Source organism: Pseudomonas sp. ASL3, assembly GCF_056680425.1.
In genome coordinates, this window is record NZ_CM155281.1 from 292,278 (window position 1) to 309,672 (window position 17,395).

Annotated in this window: 12 protein-coding genes; 6 read left to right on the plus strand and 6 right to left on the minus strand. The window is 59.3% G+C overall.

Features of this window, described 5'->3' with window-relative positions:
- Positions 1 to 99 precede the first annotated feature (99 nt).
- The 3 genes from AC1MEE_RS01370 to AC1MEE_RS01380 form a co-directional block, all read right to left on the minus strand.
- Complete coding sequence (locus tag AC1MEE_RS01370; protein ID WP_480413424.1) at positions 100 to 2,058, minus strand: methyl-accepting chemotaxis protein; 1,959 nt, start codon at positions 2,056 to 2,058, stop codon at positions 100 to 102.
- Between the two features lie 643 nt (positions 2,059 to 2,701).
- Positions 2,702 to 3,949 carry a ribonucleotide-diphosphate reductase subunit beta gene (locus tag AC1MEE_RS01375; RefSeq protein WP_480413425.1) on the minus strand — a complete coding sequence of 416 codons (1,248 nt, stop codon included), beginning with the start codon at positions 3,947 to 3,949 and terminating at the stop codon, positions 2,702 to 2,704.
- A 259-nt stretch (positions 3,950 to 4,208) separates the two neighbouring features.
- Complete coding sequence (locus AC1MEE_RS01380; protein ID WP_480413426.1) at positions 4,209 to 7,115, minus strand: ribonucleoside-diphosphate reductase subunit alpha; 2,907 nt, start codon at positions 7,113 to 7,115, stop codon at positions 4,209 to 4,211.
- A 734-nt stretch (positions 7,116 to 7,849) separates the two neighbouring features.
- Here AC1MEE_RS01380 and AC1MEE_RS01385 point away from each other — a divergent pair.
- Together AC1MEE_RS01385 and AC1MEE_RS01390 are read left to right on the plus strand one after the other, a co-directional pair.
- Positions 7,850 to 8,590 carry a response regulator gene (locus AC1MEE_RS01385; protein WP_480413427.1) on the plus strand — a complete coding sequence of 247 codons (741 nt, stop codon included), beginning with the start codon at positions 7,850 to 7,852 and terminating at the stop codon, positions 8,588 to 8,590.
- A 4-nt stretch (positions 8,591 to 8,594) separates the two neighbouring features.
- Positions 8,595 to 10,205 carry an ATP-binding protein gene (locus tag AC1MEE_RS01390; protein ID WP_480413428.1) on the plus strand — a complete coding sequence of 537 codons (1,611 nt, stop codon included), beginning with the start codon at positions 8,595 to 8,597 and terminating at the stop codon, positions 10,203 to 10,205.
- Positions 10,206 to 10,217: 12 nt separating this feature from the next.
- Here the strand turns inward: AC1MEE_RS01390 and AC1MEE_RS01395 are convergent, their stop codons facing one another.
- Together AC1MEE_RS01395 and AC1MEE_RS01400 are read right to left on the minus strand one after the other, a co-directional pair.
- Entirely contained in the window at positions 10,218 to 10,958 is a 741-nt protein-coding gene (locus tag AC1MEE_RS01395; RefSeq protein ID WP_480413429.1) for a 4'-phosphopantetheinyl transferase family protein, read from the minus strand.
- Between the two features lie 218 nt (positions 10,959 to 11,176).
- Complete coding sequence (locus AC1MEE_RS01400) at positions 11,177 to 11,965, minus strand: dienelactone hydrolase family protein (RefSeq protein WP_480413430.1); 789 nt, start codon at positions 11,963 to 11,965, stop codon at positions 11,177 to 11,179.
- Between the two features lie 181 nt (positions 11,966 to 12,146).
- Here AC1MEE_RS01400 and AC1MEE_RS01405 point away from each other — a divergent pair, with 181 nt between their 5' ends.
- From AC1MEE_RS01405 to AC1MEE_RS01415, 3 genes are all read left to right on the plus strand, one after another.
- Positions 12,147 to 12,410, plus strand: a complete 264-nt coding sequence (locus tag AC1MEE_RS01405) for a hypothetical protein (protein WP_480413431.1) — start codon at positions 12,147 to 12,149, stop codon at positions 12,408 to 12,410.
- Positions 12,411 to 12,536: 126 nt separating this feature from the next.
- Complete coding sequence (locus AC1MEE_RS01410; protein WP_480413432.1) at positions 12,537 to 13,214, plus strand: response regulator; 678 nt, start codon at positions 12,537 to 12,539, stop codon at positions 13,212 to 13,214.
- Complete coding sequence (locus AC1MEE_RS01415) at positions 13,211 to 14,557, plus strand: ATP-binding protein (protein WP_480413433.1); 1,347 nt, start codon at positions 13,211 to 13,213, stop codon at positions 14,555 to 14,557. Before AC1MEE_RS01410 ends, AC1MEE_RS01415 begins: the two co-directional genes overlap by 4 nt.
- A 149-nt stretch (positions 14,558 to 14,706) precedes the next feature.
- Here AC1MEE_RS01415 and AC1MEE_RS01420 read toward each other — a convergent pair whose 3' ends face one another.
- Positions 14,707 to 15,705, minus strand: a complete 999-nt coding sequence (locus tag AC1MEE_RS01420) for an AraC family transcriptional regulator (protein ID WP_480413434.1) — start codon at positions 15,703 to 15,705, stop codon at positions 14,707 to 14,709.
- A gap of 339 nt (positions 15,706 to 16,044) precedes the next feature.
- On the opposite strand from AC1MEE_RS01420, the gene AC1MEE_RS01425 reads away from it, so the two are divergent.
- Positions 16,045 to 17,391 (plus strand): dicarboxylate/amino acid:cation symporter, encoded by a 1,347-nt coding sequence (locus AC1MEE_RS01425; protein ID WP_480413435.1) that lies wholly within the window; start codon positions 16,045 to 16,047, stop codon positions 17,389 to 17,391.
- Positions 17,392 to 17,395: the final 4 nt, after the last annotated feature.

The following is a 17,395-nucleotide window of genomic DNA, read 5'->3' on the forward strand; positions in this document are numbered from 1 at the left end:
CTCACACGATGGTAATTTCCGGTGGCCGTCTTCCGGAGTGGTGTCCTAGCCTTCAAGACGAAGGCTAGCGCCACAGCGCAGTTACCCATCAAACCAGCACTACAGTCTGAAGCGCAGCACCAGGGCTTGCTGGTTGTTGGCCACTTGCTGCAGGTGCTCTCCGCTGGTGCGGGTATGCGCCGCGGTCTGTCGGTTGTCGCGGGTCATGTCGTGCAGGCGGTGCATGTGCTGATTTACTTCCTGCGTGGTTCCGGCCTGTTCGTCCGCGGCGGCGGCGATCTGTACGGCGAGGGCGTGCACGCCTTGCAGGGAGTTGTCCAACTGGCTGAGCGAGGTCAGCACGACCTGGGTTTCACGTTCCAGCGAATGCGCTTGTTCGGCCGAGGCCTGCATCGTTTGCAGGGCTTCGGTGGAAGAGCCTTGCAAGGTGTTGGTGATGGCGACGATCTCTTCGGTGGCGCTGCGGGTGCGTTGGGCGAGGTTGCGCACTTCGTCGGCGACCACGGCAAAGCCACGGCCTTGTTCGCCGGCGCGCGCGGCTTCAATCGCGGCGTTGAGTGCCAGCAGATTGGTTTGTTCGGCAATGCTGCGGATCACCGCGAGCACGGTGCCGATTTGCAGGGCGTCGGTGGCCAGGGTGTCGACCACTCTGCCGGCCCGGCCGATATCATTCAGCAAGCGTCCCTGCTGACCAATCATCTGTTGCAGGGTGTCTTGCATCTCGCCAAAGGCACTGCGTGCGGCGGCGCTGCTGTGCGCACTGTCGGCGGCGTTGCGGGCGATCTCTTGCACGGTGCTGGACATTTGCTCGACGGCGCTGACCACCATTTCCAGCGATGCTTGCTGCAGGTCGAGGCGTTCGCTGGTTTCCCCAGCGGCGCTTAGGATTTCGCTGCTGGCATGGCCGACGTCCTGGCTGGATTGGCGCAGACGCTCAATCACATCTCGCCAGGCCAGGGCCATGTCATGCAGGGCCAGCATCAAGCCGGTCTGTTGTCGTTGTTCGGTCGGCAGGTTCAGTTCGCCTGCGGCCAAGCGAGAGGCCAGTGCGGTCATGTTGCTCGGTTCGCCGCCCAGCGGGCGCATCACACTGCGGCTGACCAGCCGGGTGGCGATGGCCACAGCGGCGACGGTCAACAGGCCGAGGAGCAAGACTTGCCACATCAGCTGATGTACCGGGGCAAATGCCTGGGCCTGATCCATTTCAGCAATCAGCGCCCAGTGGTTGTCATCGAAGGCGACGGGGACAAACACTTTCAACGCGGTATTGCCGTCCAGCCCCGGTTCTGCGATGCGCCCATGCTGGCCCGCCAGGGCATTGCTGACGGCGCTGCCAGTGAGGCCGACGTGCGCATCGAGGCTGCGGTTGACCTGGCGTTCGGGGAATCGTGCCGAGTCCGAGCGCAGGTTGGCATCGCTGCCGACCAGGTAGGTTTCGCCTTTTTCACCCAGGCCCTGGCGAGTTTGCATCACGTTATTGAGCGGGGCGATGGGTAACTCCAGGACCAGGGTCATTTGCAGCGCGCCGTCCGACATGATCGGAGCGGCCAGATACTGGATCGGCTCCTTGCTCTGCGGGTTGTACTGCTGGTCGCTGATCAACAGTTTGCCGCTGTCGCGGCTTTGCTTGACCAGGCGCGCCAGCGGGGTGTCGCGCAGGCTGTCTTCACTGAGTTTGTGCTGGTAGTCACTGCCGCGCTGCAGACTGAGCATGATGGTGCCGTCGGGCATGATCAGTTTCAGTTCGCTGTAACCAAAGGTGCTGACGAAGTTTTGAAACACCGGGAGGTCGTAGTTGCTGGAGCTGATCAGCGCGGTGTCGTTCAGGCCCTGGTAGGTGTTGCTCAGGTTGCGGGCCAGGGTGCTGATCTGGTTACGCCGCTCCTGCCAGTTATCCAGCAATTGCTGCTGTTTGATATAGGCAACAGCCTCGAGGCCGTTCAGCGTCTGTTCGCGCAGGGCGGTACTGGCTTGTTGATAGACCGTAAAGGCCATGGCCAAAACCGGGATCAAGCCGATCATCAGGTAGCTTAGGGCCAACTTCAGGCGTAACGGCATTTCAACGACTCCGCGGGTAGAAGGGTTACAGGCTAGGCTGTTTGTCAATTATTCTTGCAAGAACTGTGCAAGTTATCGAGCGCAATGAGTTGGTTTTGGCGGCCGAGTCGCTGTTCTGGCTTGCAGCGCTAGCGCTGACGGCGCTGGGCGCTGGTGGAGGAGGGCGTATGGGTGCGGGATGTGTTGAGCAAGCCGAAGCTGTTTGTGATGGGTAATGACGAGGATCTGATGGTTAAATATTTTAAACGGTACTTTGGGAAGCAGTCCTTAGAAATGGCTGAGAGTGGTCGATGGGGTAGGCCGTTGAGGTTGTTGGTGTTTGTTATGCAGTCTTCGCAGGTAAGCCTGCTCTCGCGCAGCAAACTCGGTCTGTAGGAGCTGACTTGTCTGCGATAAGGGCCGAAGGACCTTCCAGTGGTGGTGAATTCACCATTTTTGCCAGCGCTTCGGTCGGACGCGACCCCGGACGGATCGCAGACAAGTCAGCTCCTACGCCCTCCGGGCAGAATCGGGACCGAGTTTGCTGTGCGACAGCGCGGCGTCGAAGACGGGGCGGGATCTCCCACAGGGTACAAACAAAAAAGCCAGAAGCATTCGCTTCTGGCTTTTCCATTTCAAACATAGCTAAGCAATCAAACCAGAATCAATCCCAGCTCAACGCCCCACCTGTTTGATACTCAATCACTCGCGTCTCAAAGAAGTTCTTCTCTTTCTTCAAGTCCATGATCTCGCTCATCCAAGGGAACGGGTTGGTCGTCCCTGGGTACTCTTCCTTCAAGCCAATCTGCGACAGGCGACGGTTAGCGATGAACTTGAGGTAGTCCTCCATCATCGCCGCGTTCATGCCCAGCACGCCGCGAGGCATGGTGTCCCGTGCGTATTCGATCTCCAGCTGAGTCCCTTGCAGGATCATCTGGCTGGCTTCTTCCTTCATTTCAGCATCCCACAGGTGTGGGTTTTCGATTTTGATCTGGTTGATCACGTCGATGCCGAAGTTCAGGTGCATGGATTCGTCGCGCAGGATGTATTGGAACTGCTCGGCGACGCCGGTCATTTTGTTGCGGCGGCCCATGGAGAGGATTTGGGTGAAGCCGCAGTAGAAGAAGATGCCTTCCAGTACGCAGTAGTAGGCGATCAGGTTGCGCAGCAGTTCTTTGTCGGTGTCGACGGTGCCGGTTTCGAACTTCGGATCGGAGATCGAACGGGTGTATTTGAGGCCCCAGGCTGCCTTTTTAGCGACCGATGGGATCTCGTGGTACATGTTGAAGATTTCGCCTTCGTCCATACCCAGCGATTCGATGCAGTACTGGTAGGCGTGGGTGTGGATCGCTTCTTCGAAGGCCTGGCGCAGGATGTACTGGCGGCACTCCGGGTTGGTGATCAGGCGGTAGACGGCCAGTACCAGGTTGTTGGCAACCAGGGAGTCGGCGGTGGAGAAGAAGCCGAGGTTGCGCATGACGATGCGGCGTTCGTCGTCGGTCAGGCCTTCCGGGTCGCGCCATACGGCGATGTCGGCGGTCATGTTGACTTCTTGCGGCATCCAGTGGTTTGCGCAACCGTCGAGGTACTTCTGCCAGGCCCAGTCGTATTTGAACGGGACCAGTTGGTTGAGGTCGGCGCGGCAGTTGATCATCATCTTTTCGTCAACGGCGACACGGGCGCTGGCGCCTTCGAGTTCAGCCAGACCTTCGGCGACATCGAGGCTGTCCAGGGCGGCCTTGGCGCGGATGATCGCGGCCGAGTCGCTGGCGGTGACGGCACGGGCTTCTTGTGCGGCAGCACCACCGGCGCTGTCGAGGCGGTCCATGTTGGCTTCGTTGGCGTGACCGGCGTTGGTCGCTTTGGCGACTACTTCGCCTTCTTCTTTATCGAATTCGTCCCAGCTCAGCATGGTGATCGTCTCCTGCGTGAGGGCCAGTCGGTTGGACTGGCCTGTGGATCTTGAGGTGCGTTGCTTGCGTTACGTTTGCTGCACGCAAAAAACATGGAATTATTTATTGTGGGCTCTGGTGCGAGCCTGTGTAGGAGCTGCCGAAGGCTGCGATGCTTTTTTGAAGGACCTTCGGTCCTTGAACCGCTGGTGCGGTTTATCGCAGCCTTCGGCAGCTCCTACAGGTAACAGGGCGCCCTTTAACAGGCGCCCATGTTACTTACTGGCAGGCTTCGCAATCCGGCTCGTCAATCGCGCAGGCTTTAGGCACTGGCGCTGGACCGGCAGCGGTGAATTCCGATGGCTTTGGAGCCGCCAGAATCGCGTCGTCGCCGTGGTTGCCGCTCGATACTGCGTTGAGTTTGCTGGTGCTGATGGTCGATTTCTCGGTGCTGGTCGCGGCCAGGGCACGGAGGTAGTAAGTGGTTTTCAGGCCACGGTACCAAGCCATGCGGTAGGTCACGTCGAGTTTCTTGCCCGATGCGCCAGCGATGTACAGGTTCAGCGATTGAGCCTGGTCGATCCACTTCTGACGGCGGCTGGCCGCGTCGACGATCCACTTGGTTTCAACTTCGAACGCGGTGGCGTACAGGTCTTTGAGTTCCTGTGGGATGCGTTCGATTTGCTGTACGGAACCGTCGTAGTACTTCAGGTCGTTGATCATGACCGAGTCCCACAGGCCGCGAGCCTTGAGGTCGCGAACCAGGTACGGGTTGATCACGGTGAACTCGCCGGAGAGGTTCGATTTCACGTACAGGTTTTGATAAGTCGGTTCGATCGACTGCGATACGCCGGTGATGTTGGCGATGGTCGCGGTCGGTGCGATGGCCATGATGTTGGAGTTACGAATACCTTTCTGTACACGGGCACGTACTGGCGCCCAGTCCAGGGTTTCGTTCAGGTCAACGTCGATGTACTTCTGGCCACGCTGTTCGATCAGGATCTGTTGCGAATCCAGCGGCAGGATGCCTTTGGACCACAGCGAACCCTGGAACGTCTCGTAAGCGCCGCGCTCGTCGGCCAGGTCGCAGGACGCCTGGATGGCGTAGTAGCTGACAGCTTCCATCGAACGGTCGGCGAACTCGACGGCTGCGTCAGAGGCGTACGGGATGTGCTGCAGGTACAGCGCGTCCTGGAAGCCCATGATGCCCAAGCCTACTGGACGGTGCTTGAAGTTGGAGTTCTTCGCTTGCGGCACCGAGTAGTAGTTGATGTCGATCACGTTATCGAGCATGCGCACGGCGGTGTCGACAGTGCGTTTCAGCTTGTCGGTGTCCAGCTTGCCGTTGACGATGTGGTTCGGCAGGTTGATCGAGCCCAGGTTGCAAACGGCGATTTCGTCCTTGTTGGTGTTCAAGGTGATTTCGGTGCACAGGTTCGAGCTATGGACCACGCCGACGTGCTGCTGCGGGCTGCGCAGGTTGCAGGGGTCTTTGAAGGTCAACCATGGGTGGCCGGTTTCGAACAGCATCGAGAGCATCTTGCGCCACAGGTCTTTGGCCTGGAGGGTCTTGAACAGCTTGATCTTGCCGTACTGGGTCAGGGCTTCGTAGTACTCGTAACGCTCTTCGAAGGCCTTGCCGGTCAGGTCGTGCAGGTCTGGCACTTCCGATGGCGAGAACAGGGTCCACGGGCCGTCGTCGAAGACGCGCTTCATGAACAGGTCAGGGATCCAGTTGGCGGTGTTCATGTCGTGGGTACGACGACGATCATCACCGGTGTTCTTGCGCAGCTCGATGAACTCTTCGATGTCCATGTGCCAGGTTTCCAGGTAGGCGCAGACCGCGCCTTTGCGCTTGCCGCCCTGGTTGACTGCTACTGCGGTGTCGTTGACCACTTTGAGGAACGGTACGACGCCCTGGGATTTGCCGTTGGTGCCTTTGATGTAAGAGCCCAGCGCGCGAACCGGCGTCCAGTCGTTACCCAGGCCGCCAGCGAATTTGGACAGCATGGCGTTGTCGTGGATGGCGTGGTAAATGCCCGACAGGTCATCCGGTACGGTGGTCAGGTAGCAGCTGGACAGCTGTGGACGCAGGGTGCCGGCGTTGAACAGGGTTGGGGTCGACGACATGTAGTCGAAGGACGACAACAGGTTGTAGAACTCGATGGCACGGTCTTCTTTGTTCTTCTCTTCGATCGCCAGGCCCATGGCCACGCGCATGAAGAAGATCTGCGGCAATTCGAAACGCACGCCGTCCTTGTGGATGAAGTAACGGTCGTACAGGGTTTGCAGGCCCAGGTAGGTGAACTGCTGATCGCGCTCGTGGTTGATCGCCTTGCCCAGTTTCTCCAGGTCGAAGGTCGCCAGCACCGGGTTCAGCAATTCGTACTGAATGCCTTTGGCGATGTAGGACGGCAGCGCCTTGGCGTACAGGTCGACCATTTCGTGGTGAGTGGCGCTCTCGGCCACTTCCAGGAAGCTCAAGCCTTCGGCACGCAAGGTGTCCATCAGCAGGCGAGCGGTCACGAAGGAGTAGTTCGGCTCACGTTCTACCAGGGTACGCGCAGTCATCACCAGGGCGGTGTTGACGTCTTTGAGCGCTACGCCGTCGTAGAGGTTTTTCAGGGTTTCGCTTTGGATCAGGTTCGCGTCGACTTCTTCCAGACCTTCACAGGCCTCGGTGACGATGGTGTTCAGGCGACCCATGTCCAGCGGGGCAAGGCTGCCATCGGCGCGGGTGATGCGGATCGATGGGTGCGCTTGTACCGGTTCTTCGCTGGAACGAACGGCACGCTCTTTGGCGCGCGAATCACGGTAGATCACGTAGTCACGGGCGACTTTCTGTTCGCCGGCACGCATCAGGGCCAGTTCGACCTGGTCCTGGATTTCTTCGATATGGATGGTGCCGCCCGAAGGCATGCGACGTTTGAAGGTGGCAGTGACCTGTTCGGTCAGGCGTGCAACGGTGTCGTGGATACGCGACGAGGCAGCAGCGGTGCCGCCCTCAACTGCGAGAAACGCTTTGGCAATGGCGACGGTGATTTTGTCATCGGTGTAAGGAACGACAGTGCCGTTGCGCTTGATCACGCGCAGCTGACCAGGTGCAGTAGCGGACAGATCCTGACGGGATTCGCCAGCCTGCGGTGCAGTGGCCTGCGGATTCTCGCGAGTTGTGTCTGTTTGCATGGGTGTCTCCACGTTCTCTATGTTTGTTTGGGCACTGAATGCGTGCCCACCGTTCCGTCTTGAGGCAGTCAGCTGACAAGCGTCAGCTGGAAAGACTTCAAAACGGATAAGGAATGCTTTTGCCGCCGTTCCCTGGCTTTGAAGTCAATGGTCTCGGGTCAATGCCCGTTCCCAGAAATCTTTTGAAGGATGCTTGTTTTTCATTGCAACACTTGTACCGGTTTACCCCGATTCGCGAGGTAGAGCGGTTGCCATCCGCGTAAGCGGTTTGGTCTACTGAAAAATGCTTTAGTTCAACCAAACTGACACAAGAAAACAGCTTGAGTTTCTCGATTGAATTGTGTTTGGTTTTTGGCTTAAAACCCTGCATGTAGGGTTTTTTTCGCGCCGAGCTACAAGATAATGTGTTTTGGGGATGAATTGCAACGTGGTCGCTGTGGATAAAGCTGTGGGTAATTTGTGTATGAAACCGCGAAGTCGCGTGTAGGCCCCAGAACTACTGGACCGGACCGTTTGTCACTGTTTTTTAACATCTGGACGGTTTTTTGCGGGCGCGAACCCTATCACAAAAAACACAGTTCGCAAGGGTAATCTGGCATGTCGTGTGCTTGGCGCGAGCGGTTGCTACAATCTGTTTCGATCACCCCCGACCAGACCTGGATAGAGGCTGATCAGCGCGATGATTCTATTCAAAATGTCTCTATTAATAAGAACAATGACAGAAGAGGTAACCCGTGGAGCAAGACGCCTGGCAGGTGCTGATTGTCGAGGATGATCAGCGTCTGGCTGAACTGACCCGTGACTACCTTCAAAGCAATGGGCTGCGGGTGACCATCGAAGGCGATGGCGCTCTGGCTGCCGCGCGCATCATCGCCGAGCAGCCGGACCTGGTGATTCTCGACCTGATGCTGCCCGGTGAAGACGGCCTGAGTATCTGCCGCAAGGTGCGCGATCGTTATGACGGGCCGATCCTGATGCTCACCGCGCGCACCGATGACACCGATCAAATCCAGGGCCTGGACATGGGCGCCGATGATTTTGTCTGCAAGCCGGTGCACCCTCGGGTGTTGCTGGCGCGGATTCATGCGCTGTTGCGGCGCAGTGAAGGGCCTGAACCGGAGGTTGAGGCAAACCCGCGGCGGTTGGTGTTCGGCCCGCTGGTGGTCGACAACGCTTTGCGCGAAGCCTGGCTGCAGGACAACAGCATCGAGTTGACCAGCGCCGAGTTCGATCTGCTGTGGCTGCTGGTGGCCAACGCCGGCCGCATTCTTTCCCGCGAGGAAATCTTCACCGCCCTGCGTGGCTTCGGCTATGACGGCCAGGATCGTTCCATCGACGTGCGTATTTCGCGTATTCGACCGAAAATCGGCGACGATCCGATTCATCCCCGCTTGATCAAGACCATTCGCAGCAAAGGTTATCTATTCGTCCCGGAAGCGGCGCAAGACATGACTTGCTACACGCTGAACAACTGACGCCATGAACTCCATCTTCCTGCGCATCTACGGCGGCATGCTGGGCGTGTTGGTGCTGGTGGCTTTGCTGGGTGTGCTGACCCTGCACTTGGTCAACCAGGTGCGCGGTGAGCAATACCGCGAGCGTCTGGCCCACGGCACCTTCACCCTGATGGCTGACAACCTGCTGCCGATGAACGCCATCGACCGCCGTCGTGCGTTGGCGGTGTGGGAGCGTTTGCTGGGGATTCCGTTGGCGCTACAGACGGTCAACGACGCCCGGCTCGACAGCAGCGACCGTAGCCGCATGCTGCGCGGGCAGGTGGTGGTCGAGCAAACGGGGCCCCATGCGGCCAAGGTGTTTCGGCTGGTCAACGATGCCGAGCAGTGGGTGCTGACCGGCGAAGTGCAGCAAATCAGCGAGCAACTGGCGCGGGCGACGATTTATCTGCTGACCGACGAGTTGGTGCGTTTCCCCGTTGATGAGCAACCCCGGCGTCTCGAAGCCCTGAAGCAGGACAAGGGGTTTGGCTTCGAGATGCAGCTGGTCCGCGTGGAGAAGGCTGATGTCGATGAGGATCAGCGGCGCCGCATTGATGAAGGCGACACGGTGATGGCGCTGGGCAAGGGCGGTGATTCGATCCGCGTGTTCGCGGGCATGGCCGGTACGCCGTGGGTACTGGAAATCGGCCCGCTGTACCAAATGAATCCTTACCCGCCCGAGCTGCTGGTGTTGATTGGGTTTCTGGGCCTGTGTTTTATCGGCCTGGTGGTTTATCTGCTGGTGCGCCGCCTCGAACGGCGGCTGCTCGGTCTGGAGGCGGCAGCCACCCGCATCGCCAAGGGCAGTCTGGGAACCCGTGTGCCGCCTTCCGGGGCTGACTCGGTCGGACGATTGGCGATGGCGTTCAACGGCATGGCTGAGCATTTGCAGCGTTCGCTGGCGATGCAGCGCGAGTTGGTGCGCGCGGTTTCCCATGAGCTGCGCACGCCGGTGGCGCGTTTGCGCTTCGGGCTGGAGATGATCGGGGAGGCGACCACGGAAGAGGCCCGGAATAAATACCGGCTCGGCATGGACAGCGATATTCAGGATCTCGACAAACTGGTGGATGAGATGCTGACCTACGCGCGACTGGAGCAGGGCTCGCCGACCCTGAACTTCCAGCGCATCAATCTGGACGCGTTGGTCAATCAGGTGATTGCCGAACTGGCGCCGCTGCGCGCCAATGTCACCGTCAGTCTCGGGCAATGCCTGGCGGCGGCCGATAACGATGGTGCGTGGGTCGAGGCGGAGCCGCGCTATTTACACAGGGCTTTGCAGAATCTGGTGAGCAACGCCATGCGTCACGCCGAATCCCGGGTTCGCGTCAGTTATCAGGTCGGTCAGCTGCGCTGCCGCGTCGACATCGAGGACGATGGTCCCGGTGTGCCGGAAAGCGCCTGGGAACGGATCTTCACGCCCTTCATGCGTTTGGACGACAGCCGTACTCGGGCGTCGGGTGGGCATGGTCTGGGCCTGTCGATCGTGCGGCGGATCATTTACTGGCACAACGGGCGGGCGCTGATCAGCAAAAGCAAGCATTTGGGTGGTGCGTGTTTCAGCCTGGCATGGCCGCGTCAGCAGGAAAAACCGTAATCAGCCTTTGAATCAACGTGCGGCGATGCTGACCAGACTCAACAGTTGGCCATTCTGCATGCTGAACTGCGCGTCCAGCTCGCTGCCGTTACGCCATTCGCTGGACAGGTCGATGTGCAAGCGCAGGCGGGCGCTGCCGCTGCCGTTGCGATCGTCACACCAGTCCAGCACTTGCGCGTCTTCGAAGTAGAAGCGTTTTTGCACGATAGGGTAGAGCGCCTTGAACAGGCTTTCTTTCAGGGAGAAGGTCAGGGTGACCAGCAGGGCGACCTGTTCGGCGGGGCCTGCGGCCATGCGTTGCAGTTCGTCGGCGGTCAGAATCTCCCCGGCCAGGCGTTTGGCGCGCTCGCTGTCGAGCAGGTTTTCCATGTCCAGCCCCAAACCGCGCCATTGCTGTTGCTGGCCTACAATGGCCGCCGCCCAGCCGTGGCTGTGGGTGATCGAGCCGCAGATATCCGCTGGCCAGACCGGCGCGCGGTCCTCGCCGATGCCGGGCACATAATGCCGGCCGTCCAGTTGCTGCAAGGCTTCCCGAGCGCAAAGACGCCCGGCGAGAAACTCGGCCTGACGCTTGGCGACGGAACGCTGGATGCCGGCGGGGGATTCGATGCTGCAGCGTTGAAAGTCGCCATCCACGAGTTTTTGTGGATTGAACACCCCGCTGACCAACACCACCCCAGGCAAGGCGTGGGGCAGCGGCCAATGATTGGCGAGCGCGGGGCAGCAGGCGGGGAGTGTCGGAGGCTGAGTCATGCCCGGCATTTTGCCGTGTCGGACAGGATCGGGTACAGCGTAAATTCTGTAGGAGACCCCGCCCCGTCGTCGACGCCGCGCTGTCGCGCAGCAAACACGGTCACTGTAGGAGCGCGCTTGCCCGCGATAAAGGCCGGAGGACTTTCTGCGCCTGACACACCGCCATCGCGGCGGGACGCGTAGTTGCAAGCGCGCTCCTACAATGGATCTACCGCATTTCACCCAAAGATTTTCTTGAAAAACGCCTGCATATCCGCCCATGAACTCTCGTCGGCGGCTTTGTCGTAGGCGATGTCCGGGGCATTGGCGCCTTTGCCCAGGCGGTCGGCGGCGGGGTTGGTGAAGCCGTGTTTGGCGCCGTCGATGCCGACGAATTTATAGTCGACCCCGGCTTTGTCCATTTCCGATTTGAAGGCCGTGATGTTTTCCGCAGTAATCATGGTGTCGCTGTTGCCGTGTTCCACCAGAATTTTGGCTTTGATAATCCCGGGTGCGGCCGGCGTCTTGGTGGACAGCATGCCGTGGAAGGTCACCACGCCGACCAACGGCTCGCCACGACGGGCAGCATCAAGCACCACACCGCCGCCGAAGCAGTAACCAATGGCAGCGATCTTGTCCGGATTGGTCTGCGGCTGTTTTTTAAGCTGCTCAAGCCCTGCATCGAAGCGCTGAGCTGCGGCCGTGCTGTCTTTCATCGCGGCCATCATGAACGTCATGGCGTCTTTGGGATGTTCGGTGTGCTTGCCTGCGCCGTACATGTCGACGGCCATGGCGCTGTAGCCCAATGCGGCGAGAGCACGGGCGCGGCCTTTGGCGTAATCGTTCAAGCCCCACCATTCGTGCACCACCAAAATGCCGGGTCGTTGGCCCTTGATCGCGTCGTCGTAGGCGTAATAGCCGACCAGTTTGGTGCCGTCGGCGCTTTTATAGTTGATGGTTTCAGTCTTGATCGCGGCCTGAGCCAGCCCCGTCAGAGCCATCATCACTAATGCTATCCAGAAACGCATGGTCGGTTTCTCCTGTTATTTATTCGACGCGTGGATTAGTCAAAAGAGCCTAGACGATTGTTCGCAACAGGGGGGGGCAGTCCGTTCAGCTTAGGTTCAGGGCGCGTTCAGGGTGGGTTCAGGGCCTGGTGAGTAGTCTGGCGGCGTACCCCAATAGCGCCTGGCGCGAGAGGACATCACAATGCTCACCTTCAATAAGCTTTTTTACGCTTTGGCTTTTCTCGGTGGCAGCACCGCTGCCCAAGCCACTGACGGTACCGGCAACCTCGTCCTCGGCAAGGCCGGCGAGAGAATCAACAAGCCCGGTGCAGATCTGAAGACTGCCGAGTATCACTACTACGCGACTTACGAAAACGTCTCCGGCACCCACAACGGTATTCAGCTGAGCGAGGCCATCCTGCTCGGTAGCTTCGACCCGCAGCTGCCGTCCAATTTCATTTTCTGACTCTTAACAGACTGTCGCTGGACATTTTCCGCCCAGACCGCACACTCAGCGGGCTGGGCGGTGTTCTATTGGTCGTGCAGTATTAGCCTTAACCTCGAGAGGAATGATTTTGCCCGGGAGAGCCCCATGAAACTGCTGGTGGTTGAAGATGAGGGGCTGCTGCGCCATCACTTGCAAACCCGACTTGCCGAAAGTGGCCATGTGGTCGAAGCGGTACCCAATGCTGAAGAGGCTCTGTATCAGGCGGAGCAGTTCAACCATGATCTGGCGGTGATCGATCTGGGCTTGCCTGGCATGGGCGGGCTGGACTTGATTCGTCAGCTCCGCTCCCTGGGCAAGGCGTTTCCGATCCTGATCCTCACCGCCCGTGGCAACTGGCAGGACAAGGTCGAAGGGCTGGCTGCCGGTGCAGACGATTACGTGGTCAAGCCGTTCCAGTTCGAAGAGCTGGAGGCGCGTCTCAATGCGCTGTTGCGCCGTTCCAGCGGTTTTATCCAGTCGACCATCACCGCTGGCCCCTTGCTCCTGGACTTGAACCGCAAGCAGGCTTCCCTCGACGAACAGCCCTTGTCGCTGACCGCCTATGAATATCGGATTCTCGAATACCTCATGCGCCACCATCAGCAGGTGGTGGCCAAAGAGCGGTTGATGGAGCAGCTCTACCCCGACGATGACGAGCGCGACCCGAATGTGATCGAAGTGTTGGTCGGACGCCTGCGTCGCAAGCTGGAAGGCGAGACGGGTTTCAAGCCCATCGAAACGGTACGCGGTCTGGGTTATCTGTTTACTGAGCGCTGCCGATGATTCGCTCGCTACGCGTGCGATTAATGCTGGCCGCTACGATTCTGGCGGTGATCTTTACGCTTGCGTTGTTGCCAGCGTTGCAGGGCGCCTACAGCCTGGCCCTGCAAAACGCCATCGAGCAGCGCCTGGCCTCTGACGTGACCACGCTGATTTCTGCGGCACGGGTCGAAGACGGTCACTTGCTGATGCCCCTGGTGTTGCCAGGTGAGCAACTCAATCTGCCGGACGGCCGCGTCCTCGGCTACATCTATGACCGTGAAGGCAACTTGGTCTGGCGTTCGCGGGCTACCGCCGCAGAAAATATCAACTATCACCCGCTTTATGACGGTAGGGGCAGCTCGTTCGCCAAGATCAAGGAAGCCAACGGCGAAGAGTTTTTCGTTTACGACGTAGAAATCAAACTGCTCGGTGGCAGAAATGCGGCATTCAGCATCGTGGCCTTGCAGCCGGTGCGCGAATATCAGGTGACCATCGCCGGACTGCGGGAGAAGCTTTATCTGGGGTTCGGTGCAGCCTTGGTGGTGTTGCTGGCATTGCTGTGGTTGGGACTGACCTGGGGCCTGCGTGCGTTGAAGGGTTTGAGTCAGGAGCTGGATCAGGTAGAAGCCGGCTCGCGGGAAAGCCTGAGTGAAGAGCACCCGCTAGAACTGCTGCGCCTGACCGGTTCACTGAACCGACTGCTGCTCAGCGAACGTGAGCAGCGCATCCGCTATCGCGATTCTCTGGGTGACTTGGCCCACAGTTTGAAAACGCCGCTGGCAGTGCTGCAAGGTGTCAGCGAAACCATCGCCAAACGCCCGCAGGACCTGGAGCAGGCGCGCATCCTGCAGTCGCAGATCGAGCGCATGAGTCAGCAGATCGACTACCAATTGCAGCGCGCCAGCCTGCGCAAAAGCGGACTGGTGCGGCATCACATGGTTTTGAAGCCGGTGGTTGAAAGCCTGTGCAACACCCTGAATAAGGTTTATCGCGACAAGCAGGTAAACGTCATCGTCGATCTGCCCGCTGATTATCAGATCCCCATGGAGCAGGGCGCGTTGATGGAAATGCTCGGCAATCTGCTGGAGAACGCCTATCGCCTGTGCTTGGGCCGGGTGCGCATCAGCCTGCGTCAGTCGTTGACCGGTGACGAACTGTGCATCGAAGACGACGGCCCCGGTGTGCCTGAGAGCCAGCGAGCGCGGATTCTTCAGCGCGGCGAGCGGCTGGATCGGCAGAATCCGGGGCAGGGCATAGGCCTGGCTGTGGTCAAGGACATCATCGAAAGCTACAACGCCCGCCTGACCCTGGATGATTCACCCTTGGGCGGCGCCGCGTTTCGGATTCATTTTGTGGCTAAGTGACCACTCGCCAGACACAGGTGTAGGAGCTGCCGAAGGCTGCGATCGCCCCGGGGTCGCGTCCGACCAAAGCGGGCGTTGTGATTGAAAGGGCGGGGAAGGCCGTTCCGGCCTTATCGCAGCCTTCGGCAGCTCCTACAGGGGGTAACAGGTTATATCTCCTGAGCCCGATAAGCCCCCGGTGTCAGCCCGGTCCATTTCTTGAACGCGCGATGAAAGGCCGACGGCTCCGAAAACCCGAGCTGTTCGGCGATCTGTTGCAAAGACAGCTCGGCGTGGCTCAAGTGGTAAATCGCCATATCGCGGCGCAGTTGATCCTTCAGCTCCTGAAAACTCGTGCCTTCTTCACGCAGATGCCGGCGCAGGGTCTGCGGGCTGATATGCATGTGCTCGGCGACGTTTTCCAGATCAGGCCAGCGGTTGCAGTCGCGGCTGAGCAAACGTCGCAGTTGATTGCTGAGGCTGTCGCCATCGTCGGGGCGGGCCAGCAGGTCGGCGGGGGAGCGTTCGAGGAAACGCTTGAGCGTGCGCTCGTCCTGCAGCAGCGGCATATTCAGGTAGCGCGCGTGAAACAGCAGGCTGGTGCCCTCGGCGTCGAACAGGATAGGGCAAGGGAACAACAGGTCGTATTCGCTGCTGTGCTCTGGCTTGTCATAGCTGAACGTCGCTTGCTCCAGGCGGATGCGCTGGCCGATCAACCAACTGCCGAGCCGATGCCAGATCACCAGCAGGCACTCGCTGAGAAAGTGATCCGGGTCGCGCAGTGTCGAGTCGTCCAGGCTCAGTCGCGCCCAGTCGCCTTCCCGGCGCAAACTCAGGCGCGGGGCGTCCGGGAATAAGCTATAAAATAATAAGCCGCGGGCGAGTGCTTTCTCCAGGCTGCGGCAGTGGATCAGCGCATGGCACATCATCGCGAAGGTGCCGCGCTTGCTCGGGCCATGGCCGAACCCCATGTATTCGTCGTCCAGTTCCTGCCAAAGCAGCTGGATCAGGCGGGTGAATTGTTCAGGGGCGATGCGCGCACGGGGTTCGCTCAGCAATTCAGGCTGAATCCCCGCTTGCAACAGCAGGCCCGAACACTCAATGCCATGCCGTTGCGCGCCACCGAGGGCGGCGCGGGCGAAATGGCTGGCGATTGTGCGTTGGCGCATAGAGTGCTCATCCGTGGACTGGCCGATGGTAGTCACCGTACAGGCAACGGACAAGGCGGATACCCGCCAATGCAGGTGATATTTTTGCGGCAATGGGCGGAAAACCGCCACATTGTCCGCCGATAACGGCGCCCATTTTGGCGCAGGTGCACGGATTCAGTGGCGTGCAGCGGTTTTTCAAAAGATGGCACAAGGTTTGCGATAGGGCCAAGAGGTTTGCGAACGGCCCGCCCCCGCAACTCGACAAAACAAATCCCTCCAGTGCAGGAGGGTTAAGCGCTTTAAGTGTCGCGCGCATCAGACGGATGATGCCTGACGGTGCTCTTGAGGAACTTTGCAATGACGACTCGTCAGCCACTGTATAAATCCCTGTATCTCCAGGTCATCGTAGCCATTGTTATCGGTGTCCTGATCGGTCACTTCTACCCTCAAACCGGCGTGGCGCTAAAGCCGCTGGGTGACGGGTTCATCAAACTGATCAAAATGATCATTGCCCCGATCATTTTCTGCACCGTCGTCAGCGGCATCGCTGGTATGCAGAGCATGAAGTCGGTCGGCAAAACCGGTGGCTATGCACTGCTGTATTTCGAAATTGTTTCCACCATCGCTTTGCTCGTGGGTCTGGTGGTGGTCAACATCGTCCAGCCGGGTGCCGGCATGCACATCGACGTGGCGACTCTGGACGCTTCCAAGGTCGCTGCCTACGTTGCTGCAGGGGCTGATCAAAGCGTCATTGGCTTCCTCCTGAACATCATCCCGAATACCATCTTCGGCGCTTTTGCCACCGGCGATATCCTGCAGGTACTGATGTTCTCGGTGATCTTCGGTTTCGCCCTGCATCGTCTGGGTGCATACGGCAAGCCGCTGCTGGACTTCATCGATCGCTTCGCCCACGTGATGTTCAACATCATCAACATGATCATGAAGCTCGCGCCACTGGGTGCCTTGGGTGCAATGGCCTTCACCATCGGTGCCTACGGTGTCGGTTCGCTGGTGCAGCTCGGTCAGTTGATGCTGTGCTTCTACATCACCTGCGTGATCTTCGTTCTGGTGGTACTGGGTGCTATCGCTCGCGCCCATGGCTTCAGCGTGATCAAGGTGATCCGTTACATCCGTGAAGAGTTGCTGATCGTATTGGGTACGTCCTCTTCGGAATCCGTCTTGCCGCGCATGCTGATCAAGATGGAACGCCTGGGGGCGAAGAAATCGGTGGTGGGTCTGGTGATCCCGACCGGTTACTCCTTCAACCTCGACGGTACTGCGATCTACTTGACCATGGCTGCCGTGTTCATCGCCCAGGCGACCGACACCCATATGGACATCACCCACCAGATCACCTTGCTGGTGGTGCTGTTGCTGTCCTCCAAGGGCGCTGCCGGGGTCACCGGTAGTGGTTTCATCGTGTTGGCCGCTACCTTGTCCGCCGTTGGCCACCTGCCGGTTGCCGGTCTGGCGCTGATCCTCGGTATCGACCGCTTCATGTCCGAAGCCCGCGCGCTGACCAACCTGGTCGGTAACGCTGTGGCGACGCTGGTCGTGGCCAAGTGGGTCAAGGAACTGGACGAAGACACGCTGCAACTCGAATTGGCTTCCGGTGGTCGCGGGATCTCCAGCACGGTTCCAGAAGACGATCTGGGCGTGGCTGAAAAACCGACTCCAACTAATACACCGCGTGAAATTGCATAACGCT